The organism is Flavobacterium piscisymbiosum (genome assembly GCF_020905295.1).
Lineage (GTDB): Bacteria > Bacteroidota > Bacteroidia > Flavobacteriales > Flavobacteriaceae > Flavobacterium > Flavobacterium piscisymbiosum.
In genome coordinates this window covers 1195839-1215024 of sequence record NZ_JAJJMM010000001.1, presented here as the reverse complement: position 1 = coordinate 1215024, position 19186 = coordinate 1195839, and the positions used below count along the sequence as shown (strand labels likewise).

Below are 19186 nucleotides of genomic sequence, written 5' to 3'. Positions count from 1 at the left end.
TTTATTAATGTTTTTTAATTATTATTCATTAAAACTATATAAAATCTATTTTTAATAGATGTATCTAATTAAAAACAGCCTTCATAAATTGATTTTAAGCTATTTTTTAATTTCTTCCATGTCATTAATCATCTTTTGAATTATTGTCGTTTTTTAAGCTTTATTTAAGTTTTTGAGCTCTATTTTCTTAGTTTAACGGGTTGTTAACATACAATTGTTTATAAAGTTGGTATTTTTATCCAAAGGTCAAATCTAAAGTGTAAAATTTTTAATATCACTTAAGAATCGAATCTGAATTTTTCTAAAATTTAAAAATGCATAATTTTTGGTTTTAGGGTTAATTCTAAATCTGAATTCTAAAGATTGGTTTTATGGTCGATTGTAATTGTGATTGTATTTTGATAATACTTCTAGCGTAAAAGTATTTTTCAGAGGGTAGTTCATAATTTGAAAATTTCATGAAATTAATTTTAACGGCTTATTTTAAATTTTGTCTTTCGTTTTGACAGAAACAATTTTAATCCTTAAATTTTAATATTATGAAAATTCTATTTTTTACGCTATCGATTTTATTTGCAAATATTGCAATTTCTCAAACACACCAAATTACAAAACACAATGGTGAAGAACTGGATGTTAATTTTATAAAAGCCGAAAATGATTTGGTTTATTATTCCCTGAACGGAAGTGCCGAAGAACATAAAATTAGCAAATATGCAGTTTCAAAAATTACCAATAAACAATCTAATCAAACTCAGAAAGTTTCTGATAAAGTAATAGTAGATTCAAAATCAGATTATAAATTCGTAACGGTTTTATCTCAGGACAAGACAATAGGTTTAAAACAAGTGGCTAATTTTTCAGGAGTCTCGACAAAGACAAAAGGAGAACCGCCAATTGCAAATAAAAACCAGACTGCTATGAGAATCAAGACACAATCTGCTTCAAACGGATATCCGTTTGTGAGTATTGTTGAAAAGGCAGATGGTAAGTATGAAGCTGTAGCTTATGTGTATTAAATTTAGTGTTAATTTTTATTAAATTACAATTAACCAATATTTTATAACTCAAAAAAAGAGTACCTTTATTATTCATTTAAATTTTAATATTATGTCAAAAAACGTAAATACAGTTGCAGCAATTTTAGCTGGTGCTGCGGTAGGAGCAGCAATCGGAATTTTATTTGCTCCGGATAAAGGATCAAAAACCCGTGCTAAACTTAAAGAAGGTTTAGATGATGCAAAACATAATTTGCAAGATTCACTTTCGGCAAGTTCTGAAGTGCTACGTGAAAAATTTACAAAAGCAAAAGAAAATTTAGACGGAACTTATGGAGAGTTACTTTCGAATATGAGTTATAAAACTGAAGAGGTAATTGGTTTTTTGGAATCTAAATTAGCTGACTTAAAAGCGCAAAACGCTAAGCTTCAAAAATAATAATCCAGGAAGCACAAAGCTCAATGTGATTTTGATGATTGTTTTGGTTATTTTAATTTTAGAATAATCGAGTGCAGTTATTAAGTCATGAGTTTTGTGCTTCTTTTTTTAATTAAAATTACAATTATGGCATTTGAAGAATTAAAAGAAAACACCGAGAATATTCAGGATCAGGCTAAAGTTTATATGGAAAGTCATTTAGCTTATTATAAACTTTGGGGTTTTAAAGTAGCCATGAAATCAACAACTTTAATTTTAAAGTTTACTTTGATTTTATTGTGTTTTAGTATGGTAATGATTTTTGGATCTTTTGCTGCAGCATATGCTTTTGGAGATTTGTTCGAAAGTAACGCACTTGGTTTCTTGGCAGTAGGAGGGATCTATTTAATCTTTACAATTTTACTTTTCTTCCTGAAAGATAAAGTTGTTGAAGGTCCGATATTAGAGAAATTTTCAGAAATCTTTTTTAATGACTAATTATGGAAAATAAAAAATACTCATCATACGCAGAAATCGAAAGAGATCTTGAAATTTTGAAACTGGAGAAAGAGATTAATTACCAGAAATTGGTTTTAAGTTTTCAAAGAACAAAGGAATCTATTACACCACAAAGTATAGTTGGCGGAGTTTTTTCTTCTTACAAAGAATATTTCACCAGATCATACCCACAGATTTTGCAATCAATTTTACCCTATATTATCAATTGGTTTATCAATAAAAAAAGAGGCAATTAAGCCTCTTTTTTGTTTTATGTTATTGTTCTGTTTCTGGTAAGATATCATCTTCATAACCAGATTGAGGTTGAATTGGTTTTGGTTTCTTCTCTATTTTCTTGTTGTTTTTCTTCATCATTTCACCAACCTGATTTGATGCTGAGAATGATGCAACCATATTGTTTAGCATATCACTTCCGGCTTGTGGTGAGTTTGGCAACAAGATTAAGTTCGAATTGGCATCAGCACCAATTGCTTGCAAAGTATCATAATGTTGAGTTACAACAATTAGGGCAGAAGCTTCCTGAGAATTGATACCAACGCTGTTCAAAACTTCAACACTTTCTACAAGACCTCTTGCAATTTCACGACGCTGATCTGCAATACCTTGACCTTGTAAACGTTTACTTTCTGCTTCAGCTTTTGCTTTTGCAACGATTCTGATTCTTGAACTTTCAGCTTCAAATTCAGCAGCGGTTTTCTCTCTGTCGGCAGCATTAATTCTGTTCATGGCATTCTTAACCTGAATGTCCGGATCAATATCTGTTACCAAAGTATTGATAATATCATATCCGTAAGTAGTCATGGCTTCATTCAATTCTCTTTTTACTGCAATGGCGATATCATCTTTTCTTTCAAAAACATCATCCAGTTTTAGTTTTGGAACTTCGGCACGAACGACATCAAATACATAAGCGGTAATTTGATCGTGTGGATATTCAAGTTTATAAAAAGCATCATATACTTTTTCCTGAATAACTTTAAACTGAACCGAAACTTTCATTTTGATAAAAACGTTGTCTTTGGTTTTGGTTTCGATGATAACATCTAACTGTTGAATTTTAAGATTTACACGTCCTGCAATTCTGTCGACTATTGGAATTTTAAGTTGTAAACCCGAATTTCTCACGCTTAAAAATTTACCAAATCTTTCGATTACAACAGAAGATTGTTGCTTTACGGTAAAAAAAGAAGACATGAAAATAAAGAAAGCAAGGACTAAAAAGATAATAAGTGCTGGATTCATGATGATATTGATTTAGTTTTTATGATCTGGTAAATTACGAATAATCTGCCAAATTCAATTTTTTTTAGCGTAAAAAAAACGCTAAGTACATTTTAATAATGTTCTTAGCGCTTAGATTATTTTACCATTAAGATATTAAGTTCATAAAGCCTGACTTAATTTTTCTTAATTTCTTAATGGTAAAAAAAATTATAAAGTTGCAATTGCTTTCTGAATTCTCGCAATAGTTTCTTCTTTTCCGATGATTTCAACAATGTCAAATAGGTGAGGGCCTTTAAGAGCTCCAACCAAACTTAGACGGAAAGGCTGCATTACTTTACCCATTCCAATTTCGTTTTTAGTCAACCAGTCTTTTACAATTGCTTCGATGTTTGCCGAATCAAATCCATCAATATATTCAAGAGTCGAAATCAATTCCTGCATTAAAGCCGGTGTTGCTGAATTCCAGTTTTTACTTGCTTTTTCATCATACGATGTTGGCGCCTGGAAAAAGAAATCAGTCAAATCCCAAAATTCAGAAACAAAATGTGCTCTTTCTTTAATCAAAGAAACAATTCTTGTAACGTCATATTTAGAAACATCAACGCCTTTTTCTACCAAAATAGGAGTGAAGCTTTTCGCTAAGTCTTCATTATTTTGTTTGATTAGATATTGATGATTGAACCATTTGTTTTTCTCCGGATCAAATTTAGCCCCAGATTTATGAACTCTGTTCAAGTCGAAAGACTCAACCAATTCTTCTAATGAAAATAATTCTTTATCAGTTCCATCATTCCAACCTAATAAGGCAAGGAAATTTATAACTGCTTCCGGGAAAAATCCTTTCTCTCTGTAACCTGATGAAATACCTTCTTCGGTTTTCCATTCTAATGGGAACACAGGAAATCCTAATTTATCACCATCTCTTTTTGATAATTTTCCGTTTCCAACCGGTTTCAAAATCAAAGGTAAATGTGCAAATTCCGGAGCATCCCAACCAAAAGCTCTGTACAATAAAACGTGAAGCGGCATCGATGGCAACCATTCTTCACCACGAATTACATGTGAAGTTTCCATCGAATGGTCATCAACAATATTCGCTAAATGGTACGTTGGCATTCCGTCACTTTTAAACAATACTTTGTCATCAAGTAAACTCGTTTCAAATTTTACATCACCACGAATAATATCTTTTAAGTGTAAAGTTTCATCAACCGGAGTTTTAAAACGGATTACATAATGTTCTCCATTTGCAATTCTTTTAGCAACTTCATCTGCAGAAATTACTAAAGATGTATCCAGCTTTTCACGGATCGTATGATTGTAAATAAATGTTTTTCCTTCAGCTTCTTGTTCTTTTCTTAAAGTATCAAGAGCTTCCGGAGTATCAAAAGCATAATATGCCCAACCTGAATTGATCAGTTGATCAGCATAAGTTTGGTATAAATCTTTACGATCACTTTGTCTGTACGGACCAAATTTTTCATTTTTCCCAACAGTTTCTTCAGGAGAAATTCCTAACCATTCCAGTGCTTCCATAATATAAGCTTCGGCACCGGGAACAAAACGGGTTTGATCTGTATCTTCAATTCTTAAATAAAAAACACCATTGTTTTTTTTGGCAAATAAATAATTAAATAGGGCAGTACGAACGCCGCCAATATGTAAAGGTCCTGTTGGACTTGGTGCAAAACGCACACGAACTTGCTTTGACATTTGTTTAAATTTTGATGCAAAGATACAACTTTAGATAAATTCCAGTTTTTTTTAAATTCCAAATTCCAAGATAGTGGTGAAGTTGGAATTTGGAATTTAGATTATTGATTTCAGTTTTTTCAATCTTAGAACCTTAGTGCCTTAGTAACTTAGAATCTTAAATGGTATTATTAAAATTACTACTTTTATGGGTTATAAATAAAACAGATTCACTTTGAAAACAACATCTGCTATATACCAAAAGTTAGAAGCTTTTATAAAGAAATATTATACCAATGAATTGATAAGAGGAGCACTTCTTTTTATTGGATTTGGATTATTGTACTTTCTGTTTACGCTTTTTATCGAGTATTTTCTTTGGTTAAAACCATTAGGAAGAACATTATTATTCTGGGTATTTATAGGAGTAGAAGTTTTTCTATTGTTTCGTTTTATTTTGTTCCCAATTTTTAAGTTGTTCAAACTTCAAAAAGGAATCGATTATAATCAGGCTTCAACGATTATTGGAAATCATTTTACAGAAGTAAGTGATAAGCTGACTAACTTTTTACAATTGTCAGCGTCTGAGAATTCGACAGAAAGTTCAGAGTTGATGTTGGCTTCGATAGAACAAAAAGCAAATTCATTGCAGCCAATTCCGTTTGGGAACGCTATCAATTTTAAAACAAATAAAAAATATTTGCCATTAGCAATTATCCCAATTTTGCTTTTTGCGGTGTTTTATATTTCTGGAAATAGCAATATAATTTCTCAAAGTTTAAATAGAGTAGTGCATTTTAATGCTACATTTTTACCTCCGGCTCCATTCAAATTTGTGGTGCTAAATAAGAATTTGCAGACTGAGCAAAACAAAGATTTCGTGATCAAGATGGAATCTGTTGGAAAAGTAGTTCCGGAAAATGTAATGATTCATATTGGAAACGAAAGTTATTTTATGGAATCGTCTCAACCCGGAAAGTTTGAATTCAAGATTGAGAAACCGGTATCTAATGTTGAATTTTCTTTTGAAGGAAATTCAGTTTCTTCAGAGGAATATGAGTTGAAAGTAATCACGGTTCCATCAATTGCCAACTTCGAAATGGTACTGAATTTTCCATCTTATCTAAAGAAAAAATCGGAAACAATTCAGGGAACAGGTAATGCAATTGTACCAGAAGGAACTTTGGTAACCTGGAAAATGAACACGCAATCGACTCAGGAAATTGTTTGGAAAGATGATAATGCGACTTTCAAGTTCAATAAAGCCGAAAATGAGTTTAAATTGGCTAAAAATATCAGTCAAAATACAGAATATCAAATTCTTACATCAAATAATAAGGTCAAAAACTACGAAAAACTCGATTATCAGCTATCGGTGATCAAAGATCAGCATCCAACGATCACAGTTAGTCCTGCACCGGACAGTTTAAAGCTGGATAAAAATTATGTTTTGGGTAGGTTAGGTGATGACTACGGATTGTATAAACTTCAGGTTGTGTATTACGAACGTAACAAACCAAACACTGCCAAGCGTGGAACAATACCTGTTAAGTCTGGAGTATTTGATCAGTTTGTTTTTAACTTTCCAAGTAATCTTGCCGTGCAGGAAGGAGTATCTTACGAATACTATTTTGAGGTTTTTGATAACGATGCACCGCATGGTTTCAAGAGTACAAAGTCTTCTGTTTTTTCTGATCGTGTTTCGACTACAGACGAAGTTCACGATATGGAATTACAACAACAAAATGAAAATATCAATAGTTTAGAAAATTCTTTAAAGAATCAAACCAAGCAATTTTCTGAAATGGATAAGATTCAGAAAGCAGGAAAAGAGAAAGATAATTTAGAGTTTAAAGATCAGCAAAAAGTAAATGATTTTATCAAACGTCAGAAACAACAAGACGAAATGATGAAACAGTTTGCAGAGAAAATGAACAAGAATCTGGATAAATTTCAATCTGAAAAGAAAGATAAAACGGCTGATGATTTGCAAAAGCGTTTAGAAAATGCAGAGAAAGATTTAGAAAAGAATCAAAAGTTGATGGATGAATTGAAGAACTTAAATGACAAATTAAACAGTGAAGATTTGTTTGATAAGATGGAAAAATTCAAACAAATCAGCAAGAACCAATCTCGTAATCTGGAGCAATTGGTTGAACTAACCAAACGTTTTTATGTTTCTAAAAAAGCAGAACAAGTTGCAGATAAATTAAAAAAACTTGCAGACCAACAAGAGCAACTTTCGAATAAAGAAAAAGAAAACACACAAGAGAAGCAAGACGATATTAATAAAGCTTTTGATAAAATTCAGGAAGGTTTAAAAGATCTGAAAGAAGAAAATAAAACATTAAAAGCGCCTTTGGATATTCCTGCTGATGCTTCAAAAGAGAAAGATGTGAAGGATGATTTGAAGAAAGCTTCTGAAGAATTGAGTAAAAAGAATTCTTCTTCGGCTAAGCCAAAACAAAAAAGTGCAGCCAAGAAAATGAAGAGTATGGCCGAGCAGATGGATTCAAGTATGGAGGGCGGAGAACAAGAACAACTTGAAGAAGATGTTGCAATGCTTCGTCAGGTTTTGGATAATCTTCTTGCTTATTCATTGTCTCAGGAAGATGTTATGAAACAATTTAAATCTATGAAATTAGGTTCTTCGGCTTTTACAAAGAACATTAAAGTACAGCAAAACTTGAAACAACAGTTCAAACATGTCGATGATAGTTTGTTTGCATTGTCATTACGTAATCCAAAAGTAGCTGAAGATGTAACGAAAGAAATTGGAAATGTACAATACAATATAGATAAAGCTATTGAAACTTTAAGTGATGTTCAGGTTCCAAAAGGAGTTTCGCACCAACAATATGCAGTTTCTTCTGCGAATAAATTAGCTGATTTTTTAAGTGATTTATTAAATAATATGCAGATGTCTATGTCGAAACCGGGAGCTGGAAAACCAAAACCAGGTGACGGACAAGGAATGCAATTGCCAGATATTATTCAAAAACAAAAAGGCTTGGCTGATAAGATGAAAGCTGGAATGAAACCTGGAGATAAGCCTGGTAACAAACCTGGGGACAAACCGGGAGAAGGTCAACAAGGAAAATCCGGAGAAGGAAAGCAGGGACAAGGTAAAGATGGTCAAGGCAAAAATGGAGAAGGTAAGGATGGTCAGGGAAATAAAAGTGGAGGAAAAGGTAATGAAGGTAAAGACGGAAATGATGGAGAAGGAGATGCTGAAGCAATCATGGAAATATATAAAGAGCAAGTAAAACTTCGTGAAGCATTACAAAAAGAATTAGCAAAACAAGGTTTAGATTCTCAGGGTAAATCTGTAATTGATCAAATGAAAGCTTCAGAAAAGCAACTTTTAAATAAAGGTTTTAAAAATGAGAACTTGCAACGTATACTTAATATTCAACAAGAATTATTAAAATTAAACAATGCAGTTCAACAACAAGGACAAGATACAAAGCGCCAATCTGAAACTAATAAGACTGAATTTTCTAATAGAACAAATGCATTACCAAGTTCACTATTGGATTATTTAAACAGTGTAGAGATATTAAACAGACAATCACTACCTTTGCGCTCGAATTTTAATCAAAAGGTTCAAGAATATTTTAATACAAAATGATCAATTTTAATTACGAAACCGAATTTACTTTAGATAACGAACAAGCCTTTGCAGATTGGTTAAGTGCTGTAATCGTTTCTGAAAGTAAAAACGAAGGAGAGATAAATTACATTTTTTGTGATGATGAATATCTTCATAAGATAAATGTAGAATATCTAAATCACGATACACTAACAGATATTATCAGTTTTGATTACACAGTTGGTAATGAACTAAACGGAGATATTTTTGTTTCTGTTGAAAGAGTAGAAGACAACGCAAAGGATTTTAATGTTTCTTTTGAAGAAGAATTGAAACGTGTTCTTGCTCACGGTATATTACATTACTGTGGGTATAAAGATAAAAGTGATGCTGACGCAGAACTTATGCGTTCTAAAGAAGATGAGAAAATTGCGATGTTTCACGTGGAACAGTAATCAATCATCTATTTAATTTTATATTAATTCTTGTTCCACGTGAAACATAAATAAGTTTTTAGGTAAAAACAAATAAGTTGTTTCACGTGGAACAGTTTAATATTTGAATCCTTTATTTGAAATTTCAAGAGTTTTAATTAAGATGTTTCACGTTGAACGTTTCGAGTTTTGTCTTTTTAAAAAGTTCCACGTGAAAAAAAATTTTAGAAAAAGACACAAAAGTGTTTCACGTGGAACATGATAAATCGATTTTTTAGTTTTGAATTTTGTTTGAAATTTTTGGGTCGAATGTATTTTTTTAATCTGTTCCACGTGGAACAGATATTGTTTTTTAGATGAGTGTTTGAAATTTTGATTCTTATTTCGCGAAGTGCAAAGTTCCACGTGGAACATGTTATTACGTGTGAGATCAGAATTTGAGATTTTTTAGTTGTGATTTGAATCTGAAAGATTTAAATTTTGTGCGTTAGCGCCGTTCCACGTGGAACAAAAGGAGTGAAGAAGTTAATTCTGAGAACTGCCTTAAACGGTTTCCAGAGAATAATAAAACAAAATGTTTTTAGAAGAATACGATGTTATTGTAGTTGGTGCAGGTCATGCCGGATCTGAAGCCGCGGCAGCGGCCGCAAATTTAGGCTCCAAAACTTTATTGGTTACAATGAGTTTGCAGAACATTGCACAGATGTCTTGCAACCCAGCGATGGGAGGAATTGCAAAAGGACAAATTGTGCGTGAAATTGATGCGCTTGGTGGATACTCAGGAATTGTTTCCGATCGCACGGCAATTCAATTCAAGATGTTGAACAAATCGAAAGGGCCTGCAATGTGGTCGCCGAGGGTTCAAAGTGATCGAATGCGTTTTGCCGAAGAGTGGAGGATGATGTTGGAGGGAACTCCAAATTTGGATTTCTACCAAGAGATGGTAAAAGGTTTGATTATCGAGGATGGAAAAATAAAAGGAATCAAAACTTCGTTGGGAGTTGAAATTCGTTCTAAGTCGGTTGTGTTGACAAACGGAACTTTTCTGAATGGTTTGATTCATATTGGTGAAAAACAATTTGGAGGAGGAAGAGCAGGAGAAAGTGCTGCAACCGGAATTACCGAAGATTTGGTAAAAGTTGGATTTGAGTCAGGAAGAATGAAAACAGGAACGCCACCAAGAGTTGATGGACGTTCTTTGGATTATTCGAAAATGAACGAAGAAAAGGGAGATGCAAAACCGGATAAGTTTTCTTATTCGGATTTAACCGTTCCGCTAACGCATCAAAGATCTTGTCACATGACATACACGTCGCTGGATGTTCATGATATTTTGAGAGAAGGTTTTGATCGTTCGCCAATGTTCAACGGAAGAATCAAAAGTCTTGGTCCAAGATATTGCCCTTCGATAGAAGATAAGATAAATCGTTTTGCTGATAAAGAGCGTCACCAATTATTTGTGGAGCCGGAAGGCTGGAATACTTGTGAGGTTTATGTAAACGGATTTTCAACTTCGTTACCAGAAGATATTCAATTTAAAGCATTGCGTTCTGTTGTTGGATTTGAGAATGTGAAATTCTTCCGTCCGGGTTATGCTATCGAGTATGATTATTTCCCGCCAACACAATTGAAACATACTTTGGAAACTAAGTTGGTTGAAGGTTTATATTTTGCCGGACAAATAAACGGAACAACAGGATATGAAGAAGCAGCTTCGCAAGGATTGATGGCTGGAATAAATGCGCATTTAAAAGTGCATGAAAAAGCGCCATTGATTTTAAAACGTGACGAAGCTTATATCGGAGTTCTGATTGATGACTTGATTACGAAAGGAACGGAAGAGCCATATCGTATGTTTACATCAAGAGCAGAGTATAGAACATTGTTGCGTCAAGATAATGCCGATTTCAGATTAACACCAATGTCGCACGAAATTGGTTTGGCTTCTGAAGCTCGTTTGCGCAGAATGGAAAAGAAATTAAACGAATCTGAAAAGATGGTTGCTTTCTTTAAAGAGACAAGTGTTTCAGTTGCGGAGACAAATCCGATTTTAGAATCAAAAGAAACAGCTCCAATAACACAAGGTGATAAAATGTTTAAAGTTTTCTCTCGTCCGCAAATCGATTTAGAGGATATGATGAAGTTCGAGAAAGTAAAGGAATATATTGAAGCAAATGATGTTGATCAGGAAATTTTGGAACAAGCCGAAATCCAGGTTAAATATTCTGGTTATATCGAAAAGGAAAGAAACAACGCTGATAAACTAACTCGTTTAGAAGAAGTGAAAATTCCGGAGAATTTCGATTACAATAAAATTAAATCAATGTCGATTGAAGCAAAACAGAAATTGAGCAAGATTCGTCCTGTAACCATTTCTCAAGCTTCAAGAATAAGCGGAGTATCACCAAGTGATATTTCGGTTTTGTTGATTTATATGGGAAGGTAAGAAGTATTCAGTCTCAGTAAACAGTTTTCAGTGAATGCTGGATGATGTTTGCTAAGATTATTTGTTCAATTGTTCCACGTGAAACTATTTCTGATTTATATGTTTTTCGGTTTTGAAATAATCTGAAATTGAAGATTAGAATTGTTCCACGTGAAACGAATTTTAAATAGAAAGCTATATTGGTTTGTTTATATAAAGAAATGATATAGTTTGTCATTCCGATGAACGAGGAATCTCCGTTGCAAGATCGACAAAGTTTATTCTTTTGATTACGGAATTACTTGCGGAGATTCTTCGTTCCTCAGAATGACAAAATAACCAAATTTTAAAGTTCATTCTATGAAAATTATTGAAACGCAAGTTTTGTCTTTGGAACAAAAAGATTCCTTAATGCAACTTTGGAATAATGAATATCCGGCAAAATTGAATTTAAAAACGATCGATGATTTCGAATTATATTTGAACGGACTTTCAGAAACCAAACATTATTTGTTATTTGATGATTCAGATAAAATTAATGGTTGGACTTTTACTTTTTTAAGGGAAGACGAAAATTGGTTTGCTATAATTTTAAATAGTGAAATACATGGCAAAGGAAACGGTTCGCTTTTGATGAATGAAATAAAAAAGAATAATTCAAGTTTGAATGGTTGGGTTATTGATCATGAAAATGAAGTAAAACAAAATGCAACATTGTACAAATCTCCAATGCCGTTTTATATCAAGAACGGTTTTACGATTTGTAAAGAGATTAGAATTGAAAACGAAAAAATGTCAGGCGTAAAAATAAATTGGAAACGCTAATAAAATAATATAAAAATAAAACCCTAAAAGCCGAAATTCAGCTTTTAGGGTTTGCTATGTAATTCAACCAAATACCTATAATTTAAAAAATGGACGTTTTAAACAAAAAACATTTTCTTACTGTAAAAGACCATTCTGTATCTAAAGAAATTTTCGAATTGTATCATGATGAAACTTTAGATATGCTAATAACATCTCCACAACCAGATTCAGATAATCTTGGAAAATATTATGAAAGTGAAGATTATATTTCGCACACGGATAACAAACGTTCGCTATTTGAAAAAGCATATCACTTTGTGAAAAATATCGCTTTAAAAAATAAATTGAATTTAATCAATGGCGAACAATCTCAAAAAGGAAGAATTTTAGATATTGGTGCAGGAACCGGAGATTTTTTGTTGACAGCAAAAAATGATGGTTGGGAAACTGTTGGAGTAGAGCCAAGCGAAAGAGCAAAAAATATTGCGATACAAAAAGGGATTTCTTTCGTGAACGAAATTGGAGCACTTCAAAATAATTCATTTGACGTAATTACAATGTGGCACGTTTTAGAACACGTTCCTAATTTAGAATTCCAAATTCAGGAATTGAAGCGTTTATTAAAACCAACTGGAACATTAATTGTTGCGGTTCCAAATTTTAAATCTTACGACGCGCAACATTATAAAACTTTTTGGGCAGCTTATGATGTGCCAATTCACTTTTGGCATTTCTCCAAAAAAGCGATTCAGTCACTTTTTGAAAAAGTAGACATGAAATTAGAAAAAGTACTTCCGATGAAATTTGATTCTTTTTATGTGAGTTTATTATCTGAAAAATACAAAACCGGAAAAATGAATTACATCAGTGCTTTTTTTGTTGGTTTAAAATCAAATTTGAAAGCGGGGAGTACAAAAGAGTATTCATCGCACATTTATGTCTTAAAAAATAAGTAAAACGCAATTTAAGCGCATTTCTGGCGTTTTCTTTGTGTGAGTGAGGACTAATTATGTCTTTTTTGAGATCATCTTTCTAATAAAAGCTATGAAAGCCACTTTTGATAGTGGTTTTTTATGCTTTAGGAAGCTTCCATAAATAAAAACAATACCATAAAAAACGTGCGTTTTTTGAAATTTTAAGGCTGAATTTTTCTGATTTTAAATTTTGAAATGATGAAGATGAAAATTGTTATTAATTTTAATTTTTTCGAAAATGTATTTTAATTTTTTTTGGAAATGGAGTTTTTAAAAATGTTGTTAATCCAATTTGTATTTTTAAAATTTCAAAAGACAAAATGATTTTTTTAACATTTTTCTGCCGTTATGAATTTTAAAAAACATCAATTTGAAAAAATAGGCAAACAAGATTCTTTTAGGCTTAAAAAAAGGACTAAAACGTAAAATAAGCGTGTTTCTGGCGGTTTTTTAGTTCAAATGAGGAGTAATTATGTCTTTATTGAGATCATGTTTCTAATAAAAGCTATGAAAGCCACTTTTGATAGGGTAGAATTATTGACATTTTTCTTTCCATAAATAAAAACAATATCATAAAATTCTAGCATTTTTTAAACTTTATGTTGATGCTATTTATTTTTTTATATTTTTGTCTTCAATACATTAAAAAATTAGAAATTCAAAAAATGAAAAAAGCATTAGTAATTATCGCACTTTCAATTTTCGCCGTTTCATGTACTAAAACTGCAGAAGTAAAGGAAGTAAAAACAGCTTACGTAGATACTTCAATTTTAATGAAAGAGTACACTGAAGCAAAAGACCTTGAAGCAAAATACAAAGGGCAAGCTGAAGAAAAAGGAAGACAACTACAAGCCGAGATTACACGTTTTAAACAAGACGCTGCTAATTTTCAAAGTCAGGCACAGGCAAACGGTCAGGCTTGGGCTCAACAAAGAGGTGCTGAATTGCAAAAAAGAGAGCAACAATTAGGTTATGCTCAACAAGCTTTGTCTCAACAATTACAACAAGAAAGTGGTGTTGAAATGGATTCTCTAGTAAGTGGAGTGAAAAAATTCATCAAAGATTACGGTAAGAAAAACGGTTATTCTTATATCTACGGTACTGGTGATGCTGCTTCGATTTTATACGCTGAAGAGAAATATGATATTACAAAAGATATCATTAAAGCTCTGAATGATAAATATAAATCAAGCCCAAAATCAGAAGAAAAACCGGCAGTAAAAGAAGGAGAAGCTGCTAAAAAATAATACCAAACTAACTAACTAAATTTAAAAACCTAAATCTGTCAAGATTTAGGTTTTTTCTTTTATAAAAATGCGATACTTTTAGTTTTTCAATACACGCCCAATGCAAAACGTTACAGAAGCAGCTGCTTACACCTTACAATTCATCAATCAAACGCAAAAATCGATCTTCCTGACTGGTAAAGCAGGAACAGGAAAAACAACGCTTTTGCGCGAAATCATTGCCACAACGCACAAAAATACTGTAGTGGTAGCACCAACGGGAATTGCGGCACTGAATGCCGGCGGAGTTACGATTCACTCTATGTTTCAGTTGCCATTTTCGGCTTTTATTCCGTCCTATGAAGACGCTTCTCAGTTTACTGAAACGGTCAAATTTGAGAATAAAGAGACCTTGCGCCGACATTTTAAAATGAATAATGTTAAGCGTAATGTGATCAAAAACATGGAACTTTTGATTATTGATGAAGTCAGTATGCTTCGCGCTGATTTACTGGATGCTATCGATTTTATGATGCAGACTGTTCGTAAAATTTCGCGTCCTTTTGGTGGAGTTCAGGTGCTTTTTATTGGCGATTTATTGCAACTTCCGCCAGTAATCAGGGACGAAGAATGGAGAACTTTACGCAATTATTACAAAGGAAAATTCTTTTTCCATTCGCATGTAATTCAGCAGTTTCCACCGCTATATATCGAATTATCAAAGATTTATCGTCAGTCTGATGATACTTTTATTTCGGTTTTGAACAATCTTAGAAACAATCAGATTACGCCTCAGGATATTCAGGTTTTAAACGAATATGTTAAGCCGGATTTCGACTTAAAAAATAATCCGGGATATATTACACTTACCACGCATAATGCTAAGGCCGATTCGATTAACGAACAGGCAATTGGCGATTTAGCCGGAAATGAATTCGCTTATCAGCCCTTTATTGTGGGCGATTTTCCGGAGAAAATTTTTCCGGTTGAAGAAAATTTAAAACTAAAAGTGGGCGCTCAGGTCATGTTTGTCAAGAACGATTTGTCTTTTGAGAAACGTTACTTCAACGGAAAAATGGGCGTTGTTAAATCACTTTCGCCAGAAGAAATCTTCATACATTTTCCAGAAGAAGATAAGACCATTGAAGTGGAGAAGTACGAGTGGAAAAATATTCGATACAAAGTAAACGATCTTACCAAAGAAGTTGAAGAAGAAGTTCTGGGCACATTTGCCCATTATCCGCTTAAATTGGCGTGGGCAATTACAGTACACAAAAGCCAGGGCTTAACTTTTGAGAAAGCTGCGCTCGACGTATCGCAAGTTTTTTTGCCAGGACAGGCATACGTTGCCTTGTCGCGTTTAACGTCCTTAAACGGGCTTATTTTGCTTTCTCCGCTACAAATGAATGGTATTTCGAATGATCAGGATGTGATGGATTACGCTTTGAACAAAGCGACAGAAGAAGTTTTAAAAAATTCATTGCATTTTGAAACAAAGAATTTTATTCATAACTATTTGATTAACAGTTTCAATTGGGCCGATTTGGCTCAGGAATGGCGCAATCACCGTTTTAGTTATAACGAAAATGCTGTTGCATCAGAAAAATCAAAACATTCTGTTTGGGCTCACAAGCGTTTGGAAACTATCGATTCGCTGATAGATCCTTCGCAGAAATTTGTACATCAACTCAATAAAATTTTTAATAAAGAAACCGTTGATCTAATTTTTGTGCAGGAAAGGGTAGTGGCGGCCTATGATTATTTTTTTAAACCAATGGACAAACTGGTGACCGATCTTTTGAATAAAATGGCCGAAATCCAGAAGTTTAAAAAAGTAAAAGAGTTTTATGAAGAGCTGGCTTTTTTGGATGATTTGCAAACCAAAGCTGTTTTGCGCTTAATGAAGGCCAAATTGCTAATAGAAATTGTTGTGGCAGGCGAAACCATCTGTAAAGAGAAATTGTCGTCTACAGCGATTAAAAACTACAAATTAGATAAGGTTGCAAAGATTCGCGAGGATTTTAATATGTCGAATACTGATATTTTTAAATCTGAAGAACCTGTAGTGCGTTATACAGCTCGTAAATTGGACAAAAGCGTACCAAAGGCCGACAAGAAAACGACCATCGAAGAAACGCATGATTTATGGCTGGAAAAAAATTCGATAGAAGATATTGCCCGAATTCGCAAGTTAACTGTGCAAACTGTTGAAATGCATTTGGTTAAATTGATTCAGGCTAAAAAAGTAGAGATCTCAGATGTTTTGCCATACGATAAAATCCTGGCTTTGCGTGAAGCTTTTGAATTTTATCAGGAGGAATCATTGAGTCCGTTGAAGGAAAAACATGGAGATGAATTTACGTGGGATGAACTTAAAATGTTCAAAGCCAGTATCAATTGATTTTAGTCTCGTATTAAGTTAAGTTTTAGAAAATAAAATTATTGCAATCAAATCTGTTTTTATCTGTTTTTGCAAAGTAAATCTGTTTCATCTGCGTCAAAATCAGACACTGATTTTACTGATTCGCTAAAGCGAAAACGCTGATGAAAACGGATTTTTCAAATTACTTTCTTGATTAAAAGGTTATATAATTTTATAGATTTCCCCTTAAAATTAATGACATTGGCCGAATTCTCGGGATAGATTTTAAATTTTGTAACTTAGTGTTTGGAATTTGGAATCAATTATAAAAACATTATGTAAAATAGAAAACATGAAAAAACTATTATATATCTTATTCATAGGCATTTCCATTCAAAATGTCTCAGGGCAGGACCTGAAACCGCAATATCAAAAGTTCGTTAAAAGTTTTATTGATAATGTAAAAAACGACAGAAAAGAGGCTGTAGCTACGGCGATTAAATATCCTTTAAGAAGAGAAAATCCAATTCCAAGTATCAAGAATAAAGCAGAGTTTGTAAAGCGATATGCTGAAATTTTTGATGCTAAACTGAAAGCCGAAATTTCTAAATCGGATCCTGCAAAAGACTGGTCAGAAGTGGGTTGGAGAGGCATAATGCTAAATCAGGGAACTATGTGGATGGATACTGATGGGAAAGTTTTTTCTATTAGTTATCAGTCCAAAGTTGAAAATGATCTCAAAAATAAGTTGATAGCTTCTGAAAAAAACAAACTTCACCCATCGATTGCAAAGTTTAAAGCGCCGGAAGTAATTTTAGAAACATCTAAATTCAGAGTCCGAATTGATGATTTGGGAAATGATAATTACAGATATGCTTCGTGGTCAATAAAGCAATCCATGAGCGAAAAACCAGATTTAATTATCACCAACGGGAAATGGTTTCGGGACGGAACTGGAGGAAATAATCATTACGATTTCAAAAAAGGAAATTTTCTTTATCAGTGTTATATTACTGTTTTGGGTACAAAAGATTCAGCACCAGCGAATTTAACCATTTATCAAAATGGGAAAGAAATTCTCAATCAGGACGCTAAAATTGTTCCACGTTAAACAAAAATCCTATTCGTTACGTCGAATAGGATTTTTTGTTTGGTATGTATTTTGAGTTTGTTCAAAGCGATTATAAATTATTTATATTTGATTGTAATTGTCAGATTAATAACAAATTAAAAATGTTTTAATATGAATAGAAAGGTGTTTTTAATAGCATTGATTTTTTGCAGCAGTTTTGCTGTTGGTCAGGAATCGAAAATGGAGTATCAGAAATTTGTCAAAAAGTTCATTGATAATGTAAAAAGTGACAACAAAGAAGCTCTTGGCGATTGGGTAGTTTATCCGCTCAAGCGGGATTATCCATTACCTGATGTTGCAAATAAATCAGATTTTGTAAAGCGATATGCTGAAATATTTGATGCAACTTTAAGAAATGAAATCATAAAATCTACTCCAACAAAAGGCTGGAATGATATGGGTTTACGTGGCATAATGCTAAATCACGACAGCATCTGGCTTGATATTGACGGACGTTTAACAGCAGTAAATTATCAATCAAAAGCTGAAACCGAATTTAGAAATAAACTTATTGCTTCTCAAAAAAAGTCGCTCGATCCTAGTATTGCTTTCTTTCAGACTCCAATTTGTATTCTGGAGACATCTGAATTCAAGATCAGAATTGATAATTTAGGAAATAATAATTATCGCTATGCTTCGTGGTCAATCAAAAAAGAAATGACGCAGAAGCCTGACTTGGTGATTAATGGCGGCGAATTGGTTGTAGAAGGAATTGGAGGAAATCATCAGTATGAATTCAAAAAAGACGGTTTTATTTACGAATGTGCAATCATCGTTTTGGGCGAAAAAAATTCGCCTCCGGCGAGATTGCGAATTTATAAGGGCACTAAAGTTACTCTTTCTCAGGATGCTAAAATTGTTTCACGTTAAACAAAAAATCCTACTCGCGCCGAGTAGGATTTTATTTTATTATTCAGCTTTCACTTTTTCAAGTTTTTTCTGCTGTTCTATTTTTTTTAATTTAAGTTTTTGAATATCAAGATCATGCTCTTTCAACTTTATTTGTTGTTTTTGAAGATCTTCTGCAGAAACTGAACTTGAGTTTATTTTTGACTCTAATTTTTGTTTGTTATTCTCTAACTTTTCAATTTTTTTGTTGGTCGATTCAAGATCCTTTTCAGCGTTTTTAAGGTCTTTTTGATGTTTTTCTAACTTCTTCTGTTCCTTTTTTAATTGTGATTGATCGCTGTCCAGTTTTTTACGATATTCTTCTGTTGATGTCTGTGCTTCTTTATCTAATTTTTTCTGTGCAATTTCCTGAGACTTTTCAGTTGTGATTATTTTCTGGGCAAAGAATGAATTGGAATTCAGAATAAATAAAAATGCGATAAGTAGTTTTAATGTGTTTTTCATTGTATTTTGTTCTTTATAAGTTAAGAACAA

Annotated in this window: 16 protein-coding genes; 13 read left to right on the top strand and 3 right to left on the bottom strand. The window is 32.9% G+C overall.

Going from position 1 to position 19186, the window contains the following annotated elements; genetic code table 11:
• Positions 1 to 539 precede the first annotated feature (539 nt).
• The 4 genes from LNP81_RS05495 to LNP81_RS05480 all read left to right on the top strand — a co-directional run bounded on the left by LNP81_RS05495 (position 540) and on the right by LNP81_RS05480 (position 2171).
• Positions 540 to 1019, top strand: a complete 480-nt coding sequence (locus tag LNP81_RS05495; RefSeq protein WP_230034045.1) for a hypothetical protein — start codon at positions 540 to 542, stop codon at positions 1017 to 1019.
• 91 nt (positions 1020 to 1110) lie between these two features.
• Positions 1111 to 1437 (top strand): YtxH domain-containing protein, encoded by a 327-nt coding sequence (locus LNP81_RS05490; protein WP_173973362.1) that lies wholly within the window; start codon positions 1111 to 1113, stop codon positions 1435 to 1437.
• 126 nt (positions 1438 to 1563) lie between these two features.
• Positions 1564 to 1914, top strand: a complete 351-nt coding sequence (locus LNP81_RS05485) for a competence protein (RefSeq protein ID WP_230034043.1) — start codon at positions 1564 to 1566, stop codon at positions 1912 to 1914.
• A gap of 2 nt (positions 1915 to 1916) precedes the next feature.
• Positions 1917 to 2171, top strand: a complete 255-nt coding sequence (locus tag LNP81_RS05480; protein WP_121317973.1) for a DUF6327 family protein — start codon at positions 1917 to 1919, stop codon at positions 2169 to 2171.
• A gap of 19 nt (positions 2172 to 2190) precedes the next feature.
• Here LNP81_RS05480 and LNP81_RS05475 read toward each other — a convergent pair whose 3' ends face one another.
• Positions 2191 to 3177: an SPFH domain-containing protein gene (locus LNP81_RS05475; protein WP_230034041.1), complete on the bottom strand. Its 987-nt coding sequence runs from the start codon at positions 3175 to 3177 to the stop codon at positions 2191 to 2193.
• 189 nt (positions 3178 to 3366) lie between these two features.
• Positions 3367 to 4872 carry a glutamate--tRNA ligase gene (gene gltX, locus LNP81_RS05470; RefSeq protein ID WP_230034039.1) on the bottom strand — a complete coding sequence of 502 codons (1506 nt, stop codon included), beginning with the start codon at positions 4870 to 4872 and terminating at the stop codon, positions 3367 to 3369.
• A gap of 214 nt (positions 4873 to 5086) precedes the next feature.
• On the opposite strand from gltX, the gene LNP81_RS05465 reads away from it, so the two are divergent.
• From LNP81_RS05465 to LNP81_RS05425, 9 genes are all read left to right on the top strand, one after another.
• Complete coding sequence (locus LNP81_RS05465) at positions 5087 to 8482, top strand: collagen-like domain-containing protein (RefSeq protein WP_230034037.1); 3396 nt, start codon at positions 5087 to 5089, stop codon at positions 8480 to 8482.
• Positions 8479 to 8898: an rRNA maturation RNase YbeY gene (gene ybeY / locus LNP81_RS05460; protein ID WP_230034035.1), complete on the top strand. Its 420-nt coding sequence runs from the start codon at positions 8479 to 8481 to the stop codon at positions 8896 to 8898. The genes LNP81_RS05465 and ybeY overlap by 4 nt, the downstream gene beginning before the upstream one ends.
• Before the next feature lie 553 nt (positions 8899 to 9451).
• On the top strand, positions 9452 to 11323 hold the full coding sequence (mnmG, locus tag LNP81_RS05455) for a tRNA uridine-5-carboxymethylaminomethyl(34) synthesis enzyme MnmG (protein WP_230034027.1): 1872 nt from the start codon (positions 9452 to 9454) through the stop codon (positions 11321 to 11323).
• Between the two features lie 339 nt (positions 11324 to 11662).
• Entirely contained in the window at positions 11663 to 12127 is a 465-nt protein-coding gene (locus LNP81_RS05450; RefSeq protein WP_230034025.1) for a hypothetical protein, read from the top strand.
• 89 nt (positions 12128 to 12216) lie between these two features.
• Positions 12217 to 13065 carry a class I SAM-dependent methyltransferase gene (locus LNP81_RS05445; protein ID WP_230034023.1) on the top strand — a complete coding sequence of 283 codons (849 nt, stop codon included), beginning with the start codon at positions 12217 to 12219 and terminating at the stop codon, positions 13063 to 13065.
• A 683-nt stretch (positions 13066 to 13748) separates the two neighbouring features.
• A complete protein-coding gene (locus LNP81_RS05440) occupies positions 13749 to 14330 on the top strand; it encodes an OmpH/Skp family outer membrane protein (RefSeq protein ID WP_065452018.1) in 582 nt (193 codons plus the stop codon).
• 100 nt (positions 14331 to 14430) lie between these two features.
• Positions 14431 to 16710 carry a helix-turn-helix domain-containing protein gene (locus tag LNP81_RS05435; protein ID WP_230034021.1) on the top strand — a complete coding sequence of 760 codons (2280 nt, stop codon included), beginning with the start codon at positions 14431 to 14433 and terminating at the stop codon, positions 16708 to 16710.
• A gap of 313 nt (positions 16711 to 17023) precedes the next feature.
• Complete coding sequence (locus LNP81_RS05430; RefSeq protein WP_230034019.1) at positions 17024 to 17782, top strand: hypothetical protein; 759 nt, start codon at positions 17024 to 17026, stop codon at positions 17780 to 17782.
• Positions 17783 to 17914: 132 nt separating this feature from the next.
• The gene (locus LNP81_RS05425; RefSeq protein WP_230034017.1) at positions 17915 to 18673 is read left to right on the top strand and encodes a hypothetical protein; all 759 of its coding nucleotides are present in this window, start codon (positions 17915 to 17917) and stop codon (positions 18671 to 18673) included.
• 39 nt (positions 18674 to 18712) lie between these two features.
• Here LNP81_RS05425 and LNP81_RS05420 read toward each other — a convergent pair whose 3' ends face one another.
• Positions 18713 to 19156, bottom strand: a complete 444-nt coding sequence (locus tag LNP81_RS05420; RefSeq protein ID WP_230034015.1) for a hypothetical protein — start codon at positions 19154 to 19156, stop codon at positions 18713 to 18715.
• Positions 19157 to 19186 lie beyond the last annotated feature (30 nt).